We start from the raw sequence: 16,990 nt of genomic DNA, 5'->3' as shown, positions 1-16,990 counted from the left end.
ATGCATTGAGCTCGTTGCGCTCTTCCTCTGTCATCTTCAAAGGTATAACGGGTCGGCCCATTGCAGTAGCTCCATCAACATTTTCTGCAATTATAGCCTTTAATGCCAATTACTCGATGAACTTTTGTTAAGGTACACTAGTGCCCCGTCTGGCTAATTCGCTAACCTACTGCGAATTAGCCAGACGGGGCACTAGCACCAGAGCAACAACCTGCTATTGCAGGTTACTGTTTAAGGCGAGACTGAACCGATATGGATTCCATTACCCTGGCCAGCCTTAGCACACCGGCACCGGGACAACACTGCTGAACACCATGCGCCTGGACCAGTTTATTGCCAACAGCACAGAACTTTCCCGCAAGGAGGCCAAACGGGCCATCAGCCGGGGCCAGGTGACGGTGAATGAACAAACCTGCACTAGTGCCAATACACAGCTGGCCGGTCATGAACGGGTAGCACTGTCGGGAACGCCGCTGACCTTGCCGGGCGAGCGCTACCTGATGATGAACAAACCGGCCGGGGTGGTGAGCGCCACCACCGACAGCGACCACCCGACCGCACTGGACCTGCTACCCGCGAGCATGACCCGCAACCTCCACATTGCGGGCCGCCTGGATGCAGACACCACCGGCTTACTGTTGCTGACCACCGACGGCCAGTGGTCTCACCGGGTCACCTCGCCACGCACGGATTGCCCCAAGACGTACCGGGTAACCCTGAGCGAACCGCTATCCACCATGGCGGTTCAGAAACTGGAGCAAGGAGTGTACCTTCACAATGAGCCCAAACCCACCAGGCCTGCGCAAGTGGCCATTCTGGAAGAGAGAATCATCGAGCTGACGATTTCAGAGGGGCGCTACCATCAGGTCAAGCGCATGCTGGCGGCGGTCGGCAACCACGTTAAGGCCCTGCACCGGCTGCAGATCGGCCAGGTTGTGCTGGACCCGGCCCTCGAACCCGGCGGCTATCGGGAGCTGACCACCACGGAGAAAAACAGCCTGGGCTGAGCTCAGGTACGCTCAAAGCGTTGGGCTTTCAGGTTTTTCCGCACCGCACCGGCTTCGAATACTTCACCGTTCATGGCGATATAGACACCGGGCGGCAACAATTGCACCGCCGCCCAGGCAAAACCGACATTGAAAACTGCGTCGGTCCGGCGCATGCGGGCCGGCTGCATGGCACCGGTCAGCACAATGGCCTTGTCCTCCAGGCCGGACAACACCGCCGCAGTAACGGCCATGGTGTCGGTGCCGTGGGTTATGATGATGCGGTCACAGTCGCATTCCGTCGCCGCTTCCAGCACCCGCTGCCGATCCGCATCGTTCATTTCCAGGCTGTCCTTGCGCATCAGCTCCCGCAGACGGTAACCCTCATGAATGTTGGACTCGGACAACAGCTCCGGCAGCAGGCTGTGGCCCACCTCGAACTCGCTGTTGGCGTCAAAGTACACCTTGTCGATGGTACCGCCGGTGGTGAAGATCTGGATCATGACGGGATTCCTTTCAGGGTCCAGGATCAGTTCACGCTGACCGTGCTGTTACCGGCAGTCGCATAGGCCGCGTTCTTCTGCTGTTCGTAGCGCCGGGCCGCTGCCGCCACCGAACCCCGGGCCCCGGTGTCCAGCCAGCGCCTGATCCGCCCGGCATCACCCATGGGAGAGCGGGTACCAAGGGAGTCCAGCAAGACAGTAACCACTTCCTTGCCGTTCATCTGCGAAATCATCACCAGGCAACGCCCGGCCTCAGAGAGATAGCCGGTCTTGCTCAGAGCCACGCCCCAGCTGTCCCTGTGAACCAGGGCATTGGTGTTACCGAAAGACAGGCTGTACCGGGGATTACGGAATTGCCCCCGGAAATAGTCGGTCGTGGAATATTTACCGATCTCGGGATGGGCGGTGGCTGCGTTCACCAGTTTAACCAGATCGGACGCGGTGGAGACATTGTCAGATGACAGCCCCGTTGGGTCTACGAAGTGGGTTCCAGTCATGCCCAGCTCCCGGGCCTTGGCGTTCATCGACTCGATGAACGCATCAAAACCGCCCGGGTGGCTGCGGGCCAGGGTGTAGGCCGCAAAATTCTCTGAAGACATCAGCGCGATTCTCAGCACGTCCGCACGGCGCATCTGCGAGTCAATACGGATCCGGCTGTAGGCGTTGGCGGCGGCCGGGGTGTGGCGCTGGTGAAAAGTCAGCCATTCATCCAGCGGCTCTCCGGATTCCAGCACAACCAGCGCCGTCATGACCTTGGTGATCGAGGCAATGGGCACGGATCGATCCGCGTTTTTGCCGAAAATCAGTTCGTCGGCGCCGGCCACCGCAACCGCGGCATTCACCGATGCCAAGTTGGGACCCGCTTCCTTCGCTGATGACAGAGCGTTGGCGGATGAATTCTGTTGATGGGCCTGCGAGAGCCAGGGCGCCAACATCAGAAAAAACGCCCAACCAATCGCCATACTCCGGTTACCCATGCATCAAAGCCCCTTCTGTCGTCTTCTGTCCAGCCAGTTACGTCCTCACCAGCGCCGGATTATAGCAGCGATAGTCAGGTGTCATCAGTTCATGGCAGATCGGTAATGGCGCCCCTGGACGCCGAACTTACGGTGCGGGCATATTTCGCCAGCACGCCCCGGGTGAATCGCGGGACCGGTGCCTGCCAGGCCTGCCGGCGCCGCTCCAGTTCTCCATCCGAGACACCCAGTTCAATCCGGTTACTGACCGCATCAATGGTGATGGTGTCGCCATCCTCAACCAGCGCAATCGGACCGCCCTCGGCCGCTTCTGGCGTAATATGGCCAACCACAAATCCATGGCTGCCACCGGAAAACCGGCCATCGGTAATCAGGGCTACGTCGCTGCCCAAACCCTTGCCCATGATGGCAGACGTGGGACTGAGCATTTCCCGCATACCCGGCCCTCCTCTTGGCCCTTCGTAACGGATGACCAGTACATCGCCGGCAACTACCGTGCCATCCAGAATCCGCTCCTGGGCCTCTTCTTCGGAATGGAATACCCGGGCCCGGCCGGTGAAACGGGTGCCTTCCTTGCCAGTGATCTTGGCCACCGCGCCGGTCGGCGCCAGGTTCCCGAACAGGATGCGCAGATGGCTGTCGGCCTTGATCGGGTTGTCGAAGGCATGGATGATGGCCTGCCCCTCCGGATAGGGTGCCACATCCGCCAGATTCTCCGCCAGGGTCTGGCCGGTCACGGTCAGGCAATCTCCGTGCAGCAGGCCCCGGTCCAGCAGCATCTTCATCAGCGGCTGGATACCGCCAATGGCCACCAGCTCTGACATCATGTAATGCCCGCTTGGCCGGAGGTCCGCCAGCACCGGCACCCGCTTGCCGATCTCTACGAAATCCTCCAGTCCCAGATCCACACCCACCGTGCTGGCCATGGCCAGAAGATGCAGCACCGCATTGGTGGAACCGCCCAGGGCAATCACCACGGTGATGGCATTCTCGAAGGCTTCCCGGGTCATGATGTCGCCGGGTTTGATGTCTTTCTCCAGCAGGTTCAGCACCGCCGCCCCGGCACCCCGGCAATCCGCCGCCTTGGTGTCCGACACGGCATTCTGGGCGGAACTGCCCGGCAGACTCATACCCATGGCTTCAATGGCCGACGCCATGGTGTTGGCGGTGTACATGCCGCCACAGGAGCCGGGCCCGGGAATCGCGGTTTCCTCGATCTGCTTGACCTCAATCAGGTCCAGATCGCCTCGGGCGTAGGCTCCAACAGCCTCGAACACCGAGATAATATCGGTGTGGTTCTCCCCGGGCATGATGGTGCCGCCATACACAAACACCGACGGCCGGTTCAGGCGAGCCAGTCCCATCATGCAGCCCGGCATGTTCTTGTCACAGCCACCAATGGCCACCAGACCATCAAACCCTTCACAGCCGGCCACGGTTTCAATGGAATCGGCAATCACCTCCCGGGACACCAGGGAGTACTTCATGCCCTCGGTGCCATTGGCGATGCCATCGGATACGGTGATGGTGTTAAAGATCAGCGACTTGCCGCCAGCTTCATCGGCACCGGCCGCCGACGCTTCGGCCAGCTGATTGATGTGCATGTTGCAGGGCGTGAGATTACTCCACGTAGACGCAATACCGATCTGGGGCTTCCTGAAATCCTCATCGGTAAACCCGACCGCCCGAAGCATGGCGCGACTGGCCGATTTGCCAATGCCATCGACCACGGGTGCCGAATATTTCCGGCGCTTGTCCTGATTCTTGTTTTGCGTCATGGGAGTCTCCTTTTCAGATGCCTTATCTGACCAGACTCTCAGAAACCATGACATTCGGCAACGGGAAGTCTATTCCCAGGCCTGGTGCAGGCCGGTGGGAAGCCCTGTCCAGAATCGTGGGAGCCATGGATGGCGGAGCCGAGCGTACAGGAACGTATTCACAGCGTATTTTGGACAGGGCTTCCCACCGACCTGCGCTCCCCCGGAGGCAAAAAGCTTTACAGGAAAGATGTATTTCCGACTGACCTGCATCAATGGCTTTACCCGGCGGTGGTCTTAAAATCCCCTGACATACTGACGCCATGGAGGCCTTTCGTGCCATCGCCAACTCAATCAGCACCGGTGGACAACACCGCTTCGGACTGCCCCGATTACCGGCGCTGGTGCGACGGCTATGGTGTTGTCCAGCACAGCGAAGCAACCAGACACCAGGTCAGGGTTCTGGCGGAGCATCTGGTCGCTGCCGGGCACCAGCCGGATGCGGCAACAGTGTATCGCCGGCTTGCGGATCTGGACCGGCTCACCAGCGCCGGGCTCTGGCTGGTGGTTCATATGACCTATGCCCGCCGGGTCGATGTCTCGGGACAGCCGCTGGCACCCCAGGATTTCAAGACCAATCCCGAAGGCCACACAGGCGGCGCGCTGAACATGGTGCCGGCTTATGCCGGTTATCTGGCGCTGAACAATTTGACCGGTCGGACCCGGAGCTGGCTGATGGGCCAGGGCCATTGCGTGGCGGCGGTGGATGCCCTGAATGTCCTCACAGGCAATCTTCATCCAGAACAAGCCGGGCGTTATCGCGGGCCGGACGGGCTCTCGGCGCTGGTGTCCGATTTCTACAGTTACCGCCAGAAGCCGGACGGAACCATGGCGGCGCCGCTAGGAAGCCATGTCAATCCGCATACAGCGGGCGGCATACTGGAAGGCGGCTATCTGGGGTTCGCCGAGCTTCAGTATGCCCATATGCCATTGCCCGGGGAATCGTTAGTGGCCTTCCTGTCAGACGGCGCCGCCGAGGAGCAACGGGGCAGCGACTGGATTCCCCGCTGGTGGCGTGCGGAAGACTGCGGCGCCGTGATGCCGGTGATGATTGCCAATGGCCGTCGCATTGAGCAGCGCACCGAACTGGGCACCCGCGAGGGCCTGGAGCGTTTTGAAGCCCATCTGGAGCATCGCGGTTTTGTACCCTTCCGTTTTGATGGCCGGGATCCGTCTGCCTTCGTTTGTACCCTGTATGAGATGGAGCAGGCACTTGCCGCCAATGGCGAGGCGGCCCAGAGAGGCGAAAGCCGTTACCCGGTGCGGGTGCCCTATGGTATTGCGGAGACGGTCAAGGGCTACGGTTTTTTCGGGGCCGGCAATAATGCTGCCCACAACCTCCCTCTTCCGGGCAACCCACGCATGGATGCCCGTGCCCGGGAACTGTTCAACGAACATTCCGCCCGTTTATGGGTGGCGCCGGATGTGCTCCATAACTGCATTGCCGCGCTGAATCAGCATGCGAAGCAGGCCCGTCCACTTGAGCGGGATCACCCGTTGGCAACCCGGAATCCGCCGGATCCGGTGATTCCAAAACTGCCAGCCAATCCGGACCGAACCTCGCCCATGAAGGCAGTGGATGACTTTTTCCAGGCACTCGTGGCAGAGAATCCCGGCCTGAGGCCCCGAGTGGGCAACCCGGATGAATTGGCCAGCAACCGACTCGGTGGGGTTCTGGACAGTCTGAAACACCGGGTGAACGATCCTGAGAGCGACCAGGAATCGGTCCACGGTAAAATTATCACCGCCCTTAACGAGGAAGCCGTGGTCTCCGCCTGTCTGGCCAACAAGGCCGGGCTTAACCTGGTAGCCAGCTACGAGGCCTTCTGCGTAAAAATGCTCGGCGCCATCCGCCAGGAGCTGATCTTTGCCCGGCACCAGAAAGAGGTGGGCCGGCCGGCATGCTGGCTTGGCCTGCCGGTCATTGCCACTTCCCATACCTGGGAAAACGGTAAGAACGAGCAATCCCATCAGGACACCACCTTCTGCGAGAGCCTGCTCGGCGAAATGAACGATGTATCCCGCGTTCTCTTTCCGGCCGATTACAACAGCACACTCGCCTCGCTGCCATCGGTGTTCAGCGAACGCGGCAAGATAAGCTGCATGGTGATCCCGAAGCGCGAACGGCCCTGCGTCTTTGACACCCGGGAAGCCGAACTGCTGGCACGACACGGTGCCCTGGTGGTGGACGAAGACACGTCTGCCGGCGAGCCGTTGCTCTTGATGGCCAACGGCGCCTACCAGTTGTCTGAAGCTATACGGGCCTGCGAACGCCTTCGGGAAACCGGCACGCCGTTCCGGCTGGTCTATATCCAGGAGCCCGGCCGCTTCCGGCAGCCACGGGATACCATGGAGGCCGAAAGCTGCCTGTCTGAATTTGAACGCGAGCGGCTGTTCCCCCATCGCATTCACCGCCGGGTTGCCCTCACCCACATGCGCCCGGAAGTGTTCCGCGGGCATCTGTATCCGCTGTTCCCGGAGCCTTCACGGGCACGGGTTCTCGGCTACATCAACCGGGGCGGCACCCTGAATGAGGCAGGCATGCTGTTCGCCAATGGCTGCTCCTGGGCCCATACCCTGGCCGCCTGCGCCAGCGTTATGGATAAGCCGCCCGGCGAGTGGCTGTCCAGTGCCGAACTGGCTGCGGTGGAAGGCCGGGGTGACCCGACCATGATTACCCGGGGCCTGCCCTGAGCAGACGTTTTCTCAACGCGGTCTCGATTTCCAGAATCACCAGAAGCGCTACTCCGGAGCCAACAGCAAACCCAAGCATGTCGGGGCTCAGCGCTTCGCTGCCAAAGGTACTGTTGAACCAGGGCAGGTAAGTAAACAACAGCTGTAACAGGACAACGGCTGCAACCGCCAGCAACACGACCGGTGTTCCCAGTACACCGCGCAGGGTAATCGACGCGCTGTCGAGATACCGGACCGCAAACAGGTAAAACATTTCCATCGCCACCAACGTATTGACCGCCAGGGTACGTGCCGTGGTTTCGCTGCCATAATGATGCATGGCCCAGTACCAGGCCGCGAAGATGCCTGCCAGGAATAGCAACGATACAAAGACCACCCGCCAGACCACGAACCCCCGAAGCAGCGATTCATCCCGGGCCCGGGGCGGATGTTTCATGACATCTGGCTCCGCCGGCTCGAACGCCAGGGTCATGGCGAGGACCACCGAGCTGACCATGTTGACCCAGAGAATCTGCAATGCGGAGATCGGCAGGGTCAGCCCCAGAAGCAGGGCAGTGATCAGGCTGATAGATTCACCGCCATTGATCGGCAGCATGAAGGCAATGCCTTTTTTCAGGTTGGTGTAAACGGTCCTGCCCTCGCGCACGGCTGCGGCAATGCTGGCAAAGTTGTCATCCAGCAACACCACGGAAGACGCCTCCCTGGCAGCCTCAGACCCCTTCACCCCCATGGCAATTCCCACGTCTGCCCGTTTCAGGGCCGGCGCATCGTTTACGCCATCACCGGTCATGGCCACCACACCGTGCAGAGCCTGAAGCGCTGTCACCAATCTCAGCTTGTGCTCGGGGCTGGTGCGGGCAAAGACATCCACCTCACCTACAAGCTCACGTAACTGGTTGTCGTCGAGCTGGTCCAGTTCTCTACCGGTCAGCACACGATCGGTATTTTTCAGGCCCAGCTTCCTGGCAATGGCGCCGGCCGTTACCCCATGGTCTCCGGTGATCATCTTGACCCGGATTCCGGCGTCGTGGCAGTCGGCTATGGCCCGGATCGCCTCCTGCCGGGGCGGATCCAGCAGCCCGACCAGCCCCAGCAGTTCTGCCCCCTGGCCCAGATCCTCAATCGTCAGTTCGCTGATACCCCGCTCTGCCGGTTTACGGGCGAGGGCCAACACCCTGAGCCCCCCGGATGCCATCTCGTCAATAACCTGCTCCCAGAGCGCCGGGTTCAGGGCCGTGGTCTCACCGGACTCCGTAACCTCGCTGGCACACATGTCGAGAATGCGCTCCGGCGCGCCTTTGAGGTAGATAACACTGTGGCCATGATGATCGTGGTTCAGCGTGGCCATGAAGCGATTCTGGGTATCGAAGGGGATTTCGTCTTTCCGGGGCCAGTCGGTGGCGCCGCTCTCGACATCAAACCCAGCTTTACGGGCAAACACCGAGAGCGCGGCTTCCATGGGATCGCCGTTGATACGGACCCGGCCGGAATCGTGGTGTACATGGGCATCGTTACACAGCGCCGCTGCCCGGGCCAGTTCATCCAGCAGGGGTGACTTCGCCAGCTGTCCCTGTTCGCTATTTACCGCACCACCAAGGTCATACCCTTCCCCGGTCACCTCCAGCCGAACACCAGACAACACCGCCCGGGTTACCATCATTTCGTTACGGGTCAGGGTTCCGGTTTTGTCGGAACAGATCACCGAGACCGCGCCCAGGGTCTCGATCACCGGCATGCGGCGAACGACCGCCTTACGGCGGGCCATCTGGCGCACGCCGATGGCCAGGGTGATGGTGAGAATGGCCGGCAAACCCTCAGGAATTGCGGCAACCGTCAGCCCCACCACGGCCATGAACAGCTCCCGGAATGGCAGGCCGCTGAACACCAGCCCGCCAAAGAAAATCGCAATGCCGGTAAGAATGACAATAATGGATAGTACCCGGGCGAACTTGTCCATCTGTTCCAGCAGTGGGGTTTTCAGGGTGGTGGTCTGGGCAAGCAGGCCGGAGATCCGGCCAATTTCAGTATTGGCGCCGGTACGAACCACGATGCCGCGACCGGTGCCGGTCGCTACCATGGTGCCGGAGAAGGCCATTCCGGCCTGGTCCCCAAGTGCCGCATCCGAAGGAACCGCCTCCGTCGATTTATCGACAGCCTCGGATTCACCGGTGAGGATGGCTTCATCGATTTTCAGGTTGTGGGATTTTTCCAGACGGAGATCGGCGGGCACCCGGTCGCCCGGCTCCAGCAGTACGGTATCGCCCGGAACGAGCCCGGCGGCGTCAATCTGATGCTGGCCATCGGCCCGCACCACCCGGGCCTTGGGCGCGAGCATGTGGCGGATGGCCGACAAAGCCTGTTCGGCCCTGCCTTCCTGAACAAAGCCCACCAGGGTCTGGATAACGACAACCGCCATAATGACTCCGGCGTCCACCCAGTGGCCGAGGCTGGCGGTAATCACTGCAGCCGATGCCAACACGTAGATCAGGAAATTCCTGAGTTGCCGGCCCAGCCTGGCCCAGGGCCCCTTGGCGCGGGCTTCGGGCAGCGCATTGGGCCCGTACCGGGCCAGTCGGCTCCCGGCTTCCTCTGCAGAAAGCGGACCGGCCGACTGTAGCCGGTTTCTGGCGCCCCCGGGTTCGAGCACGTGCCATTCAGCCTCCTGCTCAAGCTTCGCGCCATTTTTCCGTTCCACGGATTCTGCCATACCGTTTACACCTGCCTGCCCCTGCAATACCGCCATTAAACCCCGGGAACAACCCGGGGCGGCTTGCGCTGCATCAAGGACAGGACAGCTAACAGCAAGGACCGATTCCTTACCCCGCGGCTACGTTCTCGACGGTGCGATTGCCCTGCCCCGGCAACACCCTGCGGGATGAGGTTCGCGGGGCATCAACCTGATAATCCCGAGACTTGATGGTATCCACGAAATACCAGTCCGCCCGCGCCTCTTCCGGGGTAAAGGTCACCACCATATAACCCCGCTGATTCACGTTCAGGTAATCCAGATCATCCACCAGCAGACCAATGGCCTGTTCCGCGCCCGGAATCATGGCGTTGGGTATGCCCAGATACTCCTCAAGCCCTGGCGAGGTGACGGAGGAAGTGGCGAATTCGACGCCAACCTGATCACCGTTCCTGTCCTTCAGGTTATTAGCCCAGGCGTTGTGGGTATCACCGGCCAGCACAACAAGGTTCTTGTCGAGGGCCTTGGCGGTACCCAGCACCACTTCCCGCTCGTACTGGTAACCATCCCAGGCATCGAGGTTGTAGGGCGCAACCGTATTGATTCTGGCCAGCTCACCATCAGTCAGGCTCTGGTCACCCTGCAACGCGCGGACCTTGAGCTGAGCCAGCGCCGCCAGATTTTCCGGCAGGCCTTCCAACTGTTCGGTGGCAATCGCCACCAGCAATTCGGCGGGCAGATTCATCCGACCCATCAGCACCTGCTGGCCCAGGACCTGCCAGGTGGCACTGGAATAACTCAGGGAAGCCTGCAGCCAGAGCAGCTGCTCGGCGCCAAGCAGGGTTCGGTTCGGGCTGCCGACATCGGCAGTAAACCGGGCTGCATCCAGTCCTTCACCGGTAAAGTAATCCATGTAGTCCAGTTGCTGATCACGGCCGATGATACGGGTATCCAGCATGTGCAGATCCACCAGGTTACCAAACCGGAAGGTACGGAAAATGGCCTCGTCACTACCCTCAATCACCGGGCGGATCGGCATCCATTCAAAATAGGCCTTCAGGGCACTGAGTTTGCGCTCGGCAAAATCCCCTTCCCCGTCATTGTGATTCTCCGCGCCTTCCTTCCAGGTGTCGTTGGCCACTTCGTGGTCATCCCAGACCGCGATGAACGGCACCCTGGCGTGCAGGGACTGAAGGTCCTCGTCAGCCCGGTAGATGGCATAGCGCCGGCGGTAATCCTCCAGCTCAATCAGCTCCAGGTTGTTGTTCTCCGGAAAGGTTCGGCCCAGTGCTTCGGCATCACCGGCGCCGTAACTGCTGCTCTCGGAGCTGTATTCGTAGATGTAGTCACCCAGATGCACCACGGCATCGAGATCACTCTGCCTGCCGATCTCACGATAGACGTTGAAGTAACCGGCCGGGTAGTTGGCACAGGACACCACCGCAAGGCGGACGGATTCAACGCTGCCTTCCGGAAGTGTCCGGGTCATGCCGACCGTGGAACGGCTGCCAGTGGCCTGAAAACGATAGTAGTAGGTCTGCCCGGGCGCCAGTCCGCGGACATCCACCTTGATGGTAAAGTCATTGGCCTTTACCGCTTCGGCGGCACCTGAACGGACAAGGCGCTCAAAGGCCTCATCCGTGGCCACCTCCCAGGCCACCCCAACCGGGCGATCCTGGCCTGTCCCTGGCACCGCGCGGGTCCAGAGCACGACGCCGTCGGCGAGCGGATCACCACTTGCCACACCGTGAGTAAAACTGATGGCCCGTTCATCGGAGCTGTCCAGCACACAGCCGGCCAGACCGGTGGATACCACCACCGCCCCCATGCCCATGGCCGATGCCTTCAGAAAGTCCCGTCGCGTTAGTCGTTTCATTGCTATGTCATCCCCTGCGTTCGTCCTTTGTAGCATCGGCTTCCTGCGGTCCGCGCCGTTACTACTCCAACAGAAGAACCTAGTCGGGCTGCGTTAAGAACGCATTGCCAAATTACGACAGGGGGATGGCAAATCACGACAACTGCCCGGGATGTGCGCCAAGTACCACGAGGTGGCGGGTATATACTGGAATAGGTAAAACCGGAGACAAAGTGTGCAGAAACTTGCACAGCGACGTATAATGCACCTTAGCCCCTTAAAAGCATAGCCCCTTAAAAAAGAGTACACCTCAATGTTAGCTCTCGAGACGACAGAATCTGATCAGAGACCTGGCTCACCCGCTGAGGCTATCGGAGCCGCGTTTCGCAGCGCCCGAAATGCGCGTGGCATGTCAGGCGAGGCGCTGGCGTCTGCAACAGGTTTATCGCGAAGGACGATTATCAAGATCGAGCAAGGCGACGAGAGCGTGGCCTTTGGCAGTTACCGGGCAGTAGCTCAATGCCTCAATCTCGACTGGCTTCTGGATGCCTTTTGCACAGACGCCAACAAAAGCTCTCCTCATCTTCCGAGGTACTATTTGTCGGGGGCCTCCGCACTGTCATTGCCCCCCGAAGATGGTCGACCGCCAGCTCTCTGGTACTCCAGCAGTTTGAGCAACCCGAAGAATTGGCGGGTCGCCGGAAAACACCTAACCCATACCGGCGAGCTAATCGGCGTTATCGGTTTGTGGAACGCGACGAAAGCAATCTCCCTTTACGGAGTGACTGTGCCGTGTATGTGGGCCGCGAGCCCGGAACGTGCGGTATTCGACTTGTTAATCCATCACTGCGAGATTAAACGCAAAGCGGTCCCAAACATCCAGGCATCTGACATCGACGATGTTGTTGACCTAGAGCAAGTGATCAACTGGATTGGCCTCTGCAGGGCATTCCTATCCCGGGAGGGTGAAGAGAATATAGGTGACTGGCTCGAAGGCGTTTACTGATGAAGCTGACCAAACAGCAGGGCATACACCAAAAAATCATGCAGGCAATTTGTGAAGTCATCCATGATGAGAACAAACCATTGGTTCTTAAAGGCGGTACGGCTTTGTTGTTGGGATACGACCTGCAGCGGTTCAGTGAAGACCTGGATTTCGACCTTACGATGCCCCTTGAGGGGCATCTGAATGTCAAAAGCATCTGTAAAAGTGCTCTGAAAAAGCTAACAGGACAGGGCATCAGGGTAACTCTCACTGACTTCAAAGACCTGAAGAAAACCGAAACAACACACCGTTGTCGTCCGATTTTTTCTGCAGGAAAGGATGTTCCACCCATTTCGATCAAAATCGAAATATCCTCTCGTTCTGCCCTAAATCCCGAGTGCATCCGATCCATCAACGGCATTAGCGTCTACTCAGTAAGCGAGATCGCGCGCCTAAAACTCCTGGCTGCCCAGGAAGATGAATCACGCCGCTACCGCACAGCCGCACGTGACCTTCACGACCTTGCATTTATTGCCAGTAACTGGGAAGCCGATTTGCCGGCCAACATCGTTGACCAGCTGGAGAACTTCCTTTGCGACCCCGCGTATTTGATGGAACGTTACGCCACTGCCTACGAAGATGACCCGATCCTAAATGGACGCCTGTTTGAGGATCTCAGCATCATAGAAAACTGGATGGACAACAGAGGTGAGGAAGACACCCTCTCGATGTTTAAGCCGAGCTGATAACGCAAGAGCGCCGAAGGGCGCACTCACTCAATGAGGAGGATTTAGGCCTCGCGCTGCAAAACAGTATGATCCGATTCGTATCCAACATATTTGCCATCGCCTGAATGCCGGAGCTTGAAGATATGTTGCATGATAAAGGGCCGCAAGCCCCTGAGGCTGGCGAAAGCCAGACACAGCAAAAAGGGGAGCAGTGCGCTCCCCTTTTTGCCTTGTTATGGCCGGATTACACCGGATCTATCCGCTGATGAAGACCGGCCCTACGCCAAAGTTCCAGAGAATCACGGAACCAACCCGGGTGGAAACCAGGATGACCAGGGCCACGGTGAGCAAGGCGCCGGCGTACATGACCGCCCGCTCCTTCTCGATGCCCATGACAATCGGCAGGCCGTCGTACATGAGCCAGGCGCCATAACACGCAGCAATCAGGAACACGATAGCGTTGAACCAGGGTACCGGATAAAGCAGGGCAAAACCGGCCAGAAACAGTGGCGTGCAGGAATACGCTGCCAGGGCAATGCCGTTGGACGGCACATACTCTTCCTTGGCGCCATAGGTTTTCGCCATCCAGTTGATAGCGTACCCCAGCGCAAAGACACCGACGAGCATGGCCAGATAGGTCAGCACGCTGAGTTGCAATGCGCTGATTTCCGTCAGCTTGATCAGACGCTCATTGCCCACCGTCCAGCCGAAATAGGCTGTCGATATATAGGCACTGATGGGCGCAATGGCTGCCAGGATAAGGACATAGGCAACATAGACCCGGCGTGGTGTTTCATGTTCTTTTCGTATGGAAGCCCATTCTTCACCAGGATGGGTAAAGAGACCGAACGCATGTGACAGGAGCATGGACAACCCCCTTTCCTTGCTGTTGTTGGTATTTTGAAATACGAAAACCGGAAACGGTCGGACCAGCGACCGTCCCTTGTTCTTAACTATAGTCAAGAATGAAAGAGTGCAAAGGAGAATTGACTAAAAAGCGGCCTGATGATCAGGTCAGTCAGGGCGACCGGCAGACAGCGGCCGCCGGACATCAGGAATTGCGGGGGTCGGTCTCGGCAACCCAGGGGTAATCCTTGCGGCTGTCGCGGAACGCCAGGAGGCCTTCAACGCCCGTAAAATCCACAAGATCACGGAAATCCAGCCAGTCCACCATGCAGTGGAGGCAGATCGCCGGGTAGTTCCAGGTCTCGAACTGACCGTCTTCCACCATCGCCGCCAGAGTGCGAAGCGTGGTCATGATCCGCTCGCGCTGAAGGTTGTAGAACATCAGGTCCTGACTGGTATCAATCCCGGAACGTTCAGACAGAAGCATGGTAACCGCGGAGTCATTGGCACCGTCGATCATGGTCAGCTGGTTCTGCTGATCCCAGGTTAGCGGATCCCTGCCCTGCTTGGCACTGATGTAGCGGGCGATGATCCGGGAATCGTAGATTTCCTGGCCACCGTCTTCGAGAACCGGGATTTTCAGGGTCGGGTTGTGGCGTCTGAGTTCGTCCCGGTCTTCACCATAGATGTCGAGATTCAGGAATTCATAGCGCTCTTCATCCAGCAGAATCCGGATGCGCCTGACGTAAGGCGAGGTGGTGGAGCCGATCAGTTTCATGGTTTCTCCGAGTGTTTCCCGCTCAGGATCCCAACAGGGATTCGGGGTTTGTGTATGGGTGCCCGGTAGCTTCAGCCACTTCCCTGTAGGTCACCTTGCCTGCAGCCACGTTGAGCCCGGCCCTCAGGTGCGGATCTTCCTTCATTGCCCGGTCCGGGCCCTTGTTGGCCAGCGCCGCCACGAACGGCAGGGTCACGTTATTCAGGGCCAGTGTCGACGTACGCGCCACGGCGCCGGGCATGTTAGCCACGCAGTAATGTACCACACCATCAACGATATACGTGGGGTCATCGTGGGTTGTTGCCCTGGAGGTTTCGGCACAGCCACCCTGATCAATGGCCACATCCACGATCACGCTGCCCTCCGGCATACGCCGGATCATATCGCGGGTAATCAGCTTGGGCGCCGAGGCACCGGGGATAAGAACACTACCAATAACCAGATCCGATTCCGTCACCGCCAGGTCCAGGGTCCGGGCCGTGGAAAACAGGGTGGTTATCCGGTTGCCATAGAGATGATCCAGAAGCCGCAACACCTCCATATTGCGATCCAGCACCGTGACCTGGGCACCGAGCCCGACGGCCATGGCCACTGCATTCTCGCCGACAACGCCACCACCTACGACCGCAACCCGTGCCGGGCTGACCCCGGGTACGCCACCCAACAGTACACCCCGGCCTCCCATGGCCTTTTCCAGACAGTGAGCCCCGGCCTGAATCGACATCCGGCCCGCCACTTCCGACATGGGGGCCAGCAAGGGTAAACGGCCGGCGTGGTCGGTCACGGTTTCATAGGCAATACAGGTGGCGCCGGATTTCACCAGATCATCGGTCTGAGGCTTGTCCGGGGCCAGATGCAGATAGGTAAACAGCGTGTGATCCGGTCGTAGCATCGCCCGTTCTTCGGCCTGGGGTTCCTTGACCTTGACGATCAGTTCCGCCGTATCGAAGACTTCCTTTCCGGTATCCAGAATCCTGGCCCCCACCTGTCGGTAATCGTCATCGGTAAATCCGATTGCAATGCCGGCCCCGGTCTCCACGAAGACCTCATGGTTATGGCCGCATAGCTCATGCACTGCTGCCGGCGTCATGCCTACCCGGTATTCACGATTCTTGATTTCCTTTGGCACACCGATTTTCATGCACTGCCTCCAAAGCATCCGCCGATTTGCAAGTGTCTGCATGAAGTGTAGTCAAAAGATCCTATACTGGTTTGGCAACTGACTGCACCGGTTTACCGGTTCCGGACGCAGAATTCCGGACAAAACCACCCCAACCCACAAGGAGCAGGAAACATCATGATTACTCTGAAAAAAGCGGCCACAGCCGCAACCCTGTCACTGACTCTCGCAAGCACGCAGGCACTGGCAGAAATGCAGACCAAAACCGTCGAATACAAGGTCGGTGATACCACCTTCACCGGCTACATGGCCTGGGACGATGAGTTCGAGCAGAAGCGCCCCGGCGTTCTGGTGGTTCACGAATGGTGGGGCCACAACGAGTTCGCCCGTGACCAGGCGGAAAAACTGGCTGCGGCAGGCTACACCGCATTTGCCCTGGACATGTATGGCTCCGGCAAACAGGCGGACCATCCGGATACCGCCCAGAAGTTCATGCAAGAAGCCACCAAGGACATGGACCAGGTCAAAGCCCGTTTCATGAAGGCCATGGAGATTTTGCAGAACCATGAAAGCGTTGATGCCTCACGCATTGCCGCACAGGGCTATTGCTTTGGCGGCGCTGTGGTCCTGAACATGGCCCGGATGGGCGTGGATCTGGATGGCGTCGTCAGCCTTCACGGCGCTCTTGGCAGTCCCATTAGCGCTGAACCCGGAGTGGTGAAGGCACGGGTTCAGGTATACACCGGTGGCGCCGACCGGATGGTGCCCTCCGAGCAGGTCGCCGGGCTGGTCAAGGAAATGCAGGATGCGCAAGTCGACCTCACGCTGGTGACTTTCCCCGGCGTTCTGCACTCGTTCACCAATCCTGGCGCAGATAAGCTCGCTAAAGAATTCGGCATGCCGATTGGCTATGACGAAGAGGCCGCTACCCGCTCCTGGAAAGGTACCATGGCGTTTTACGAGGAGATTTTCGCCCTGTAATTCACCGATATCCCTTCGGGAGTTCAAAACCCGG

General features: G+C 59.2%; 13 protein-coding genes. 5 read left to right on the top strand and 8 right to left on the bottom strand.

Going from position 1 to position 16,990, the window contains the following annotated elements:
• Window positions 1-314 precede the first annotated feature (314 nt).
• Window positions 315-1,007 carry a pseudouridine synthase gene (locus AC13C0_RS13405; protein ID WP_482954541.1) on the top strand — a complete coding sequence of 231 codons (693 nt, stop codon included), beginning with the start codon at window positions 315-317 and terminating at the stop codon, window positions 1,005-1,007.
• Window positions 1,008-1,009: 2 nt separating this feature from the next.
• Here AC13C0_RS13405 and AC13C0_RS13400 read toward each other — a convergent pair whose 3' ends face one another.
• The 3 genes from AC13C0_RS13400 to ilvD form a co-directional block, all read right to left on the bottom strand.
• Window positions 1,010-1,489: an asparaginase domain-containing protein gene (locus AC13C0_RS13400; protein ID WP_117618660.1), complete on the bottom strand. Its 480-nt coding sequence runs from the start codon at window positions 1,487-1,489 to the stop codon at window positions 1,010-1,012.
• Between the two features lie 26 nt (window positions 1,490-1,515).
• Window positions 1,516-2,466, bottom strand: a complete 951-nt coding sequence (pbpG, locus tag AC13C0_RS13395) for a D-alanyl-D-alanine endopeptidase (RefSeq protein ID WP_303286025.1) — start codon at window positions 2,464-2,466, stop codon at window positions 1,516-1,518.
• 89 nt (window positions 2,467-2,555) lie between these two features.
• Window positions 2,556-4,244: a dihydroxy-acid dehydratase gene (ilvD, locus tag AC13C0_RS13390; RefSeq protein WP_303286027.1), complete on the bottom strand. Its 1,689-nt coding sequence runs from the start codon at window positions 4,242-4,244 to the stop codon at window positions 2,556-2,558.
• Between the two features lie 315 nt (window positions 4,245-4,559).
• Here ilvD and AC13C0_RS13385 point away from each other — a divergent pair, with 315 nt between their 5' ends.
• A complete protein-coding gene (locus AC13C0_RS13385) occupies window positions 4,560-6,977 on the top strand; it encodes a phosphoketolase family protein (RefSeq protein WP_341580790.1) in 2,418 nt (805 codons plus the stop codon).
• Here the strand turns inward: AC13C0_RS13385 and AC13C0_RS13380 are convergent.
• Window positions 6,958-9,684: a cation-translocating P-type ATPase gene (locus tag AC13C0_RS13380; protein ID WP_117620363.1), complete on the bottom strand. Its 2,727-nt coding sequence runs from the start codon at window positions 9,682-9,684 to the stop codon at window positions 6,958-6,960. The genes AC13C0_RS13385 and AC13C0_RS13380 overlap by 20 nt on opposite strands.
• Window positions 9,685-9,793: 109 nt before the next feature.
• Window positions 9,794-11,539, bottom strand: coding sequence for an alkaline phosphatase D family protein (locus tag AC13C0_RS13375; protein ID WP_482954540.1), 1,746 nt, complete (start codon window positions 11,537-11,539; stop codon window positions 9,794-9,796).
• A gap of 292 nt (window positions 11,540-11,831) precedes the next feature.
• On the opposite strand from AC13C0_RS13375, the gene AC13C0_RS13370 reads away from it, so the two are divergent.
• Both AC13C0_RS13370 and AC13C0_RS13365 read left to right on the top strand, forming a co-directional pair.
• Window positions 11,832-12,524 (top strand): helix-turn-helix domain-containing protein, encoded by a 693-nt coding sequence (locus AC13C0_RS13370; RefSeq protein WP_117618664.1) that lies wholly within the window; start codon window positions 11,832-11,834, stop codon window positions 12,522-12,524.
• The gene (locus tag AC13C0_RS13365) at window positions 12,524-13,249 is read left to right on the top strand and encodes a nucleotidyl transferase AbiEii/AbiGii toxin family protein (RefSeq protein ID WP_227539261.1); all 726 of its coding nucleotides are present in this window, start codon (window positions 12,524-12,526) and stop codon (window positions 13,247-13,249) included. The genes AC13C0_RS13370 and AC13C0_RS13365 overlap by 1 nt, the downstream gene beginning before the upstream one ends.
• 237 nt (window positions 13,250-13,486) lie before the next feature.
• Here the strand turns inward: AC13C0_RS13365 and AC13C0_RS13360 are convergent, their stop codons facing one another.
• The 3 genes from AC13C0_RS13360 to ald all read right to left on the bottom strand — a co-directional run bounded on the left by AC13C0_RS13360 (window position 13,487) and on the right by ald (window position 15,996).
• Window positions 13,487-14,098, bottom strand: a complete 612-nt coding sequence (locus tag AC13C0_RS13360; RefSeq protein ID WP_117618665.1) for a Yip1 family protein — start codon at window positions 14,096-14,098, stop codon at window positions 13,487-13,489.
• Between the two features lie 184 nt (window positions 14,099-14,282).
• The gene (locus AC13C0_RS13355) at window positions 14,283-14,855 is read right to left on the bottom strand and encodes a glutathione S-transferase N-terminal domain-containing protein (protein ID WP_117618666.1); all 573 of its coding nucleotides are present in this window, start codon (window positions 14,853-14,855) and stop codon (window positions 14,283-14,285) included.
• Window positions 14,856-14,877: 22 nt separating this feature from the next.
• A complete protein-coding gene (gene ald, locus AC13C0_RS13350) occupies window positions 14,878-15,996 on the bottom strand; it encodes an alanine dehydrogenase (protein WP_117618667.1) in 1,119 nt (372 codons plus the stop codon).
• A 156-nt stretch (window positions 15,997-16,152) separates the two neighbouring features.
• On the opposite strand from ald, the gene AC13C0_RS13345 reads away from it, so the two are divergent.
• Window positions 16,153-16,956 (top strand): dienelactone hydrolase family protein, encoded by an 804-nt coding sequence (locus AC13C0_RS13345; protein WP_162893716.1) that lies wholly within the window; start codon window positions 16,153-16,155, stop codon window positions 16,954-16,956.
• The last annotated feature ends 34 nt before the right edge of the window (window positions 16,957-16,990 follow it).

Source organism: Marinobacter sp. B-21 (assembly GCF_056857895.1).
The sequence above is the reverse complement of the archived record's forward strand: the minus strand, read 5'-3'. Positions and strand labels throughout refer to the sequence as shown.

What these genes read in the sequence shown, in the direction of transcription:
- AC13C0_RS13405 (WP_482954541.1), top strand. Translation starts at nt 315, where the DNA reads ATGCGCCTGGACCAGTTTATTGCCAACAGCACAGAACTTTCCCGCAAG.
- AC13C0_RS13400 (WP_117618660.1), bottom strand. Translation starts at nt 1,489, where the DNA reads ATGATCCAGATCTTCACCACCGGCGGTACCATCGACAAGGTGTACTTT.
- pbpG (WP_303286025.1), bottom strand. Translation starts at nt 2,466, where the DNA reads ATGGGTAACCGGAGTATGGCGATTGGTTGGGCGTTTTTTCTGATGTTG.
- ilvD (WP_303286027.1), bottom strand. Translation starts at nt 4,244, where the DNA reads ATGACGCAAAACAAGAATCAGGACAAGCGCCGGAAATATTCGGCACCC.
- AC13C0_RS13380 (WP_117620363.1), bottom strand. Translation starts at nt 9,684, where the DNA reads ATGGCAGAATCCGTGGAACGGAAAAATGGCGCGAAGCTTGAGCAGGAG.
- AC13C0_RS13375 (WP_482954540.1), bottom strand. Translation starts at nt 11,539, where the DNA reads ATGAAACGACTAACGCGACGGGACTTTCTGAAGGCATCGGCCATGGGC.
- AC13C0_RS13370 (WP_117618664.1), top strand. Translation starts at nt 11,832, where the DNA reads ATGTTAGCTCTCGAGACGACAGAATCTGATCAGAGACCTGGCTCACCC.
- AC13C0_RS13365 (WP_227539261.1), top strand. Translation starts at nt 12,524, where the DNA reads ATGAAGCTGACCAAACAGCAGGGCATACACCAAAAAATCATGCAGGCA.
- AC13C0_RS13360 (WP_117618665.1), bottom strand. Translation starts at nt 14,098, where the DNA reads ATGCTCCTGTCACATGCGTTCGGTCTCTTTACCCATCCTGGTGAAGAA.
- AC13C0_RS13355 (WP_117618666.1), bottom strand. Translation starts at nt 14,855, where the DNA reads ATGAAACTGATCGGCTCCACCACCTCGCCTTACGTCAGGCGCATCCGG.
- ald (WP_117618667.1), bottom strand. Translation starts at nt 15,996, where the DNA reads ATGAAAATCGGTGTGCCAAAGGAAATCAAGAATCGTGAATACCGGGTA.
- AC13C0_RS13345 (WP_162893716.1), top strand. Translation starts at nt 16,153, where the DNA reads ATGATTACTCTGAAAAAAGCGGCCACAGCCGCAACCCTGTCACTGACT.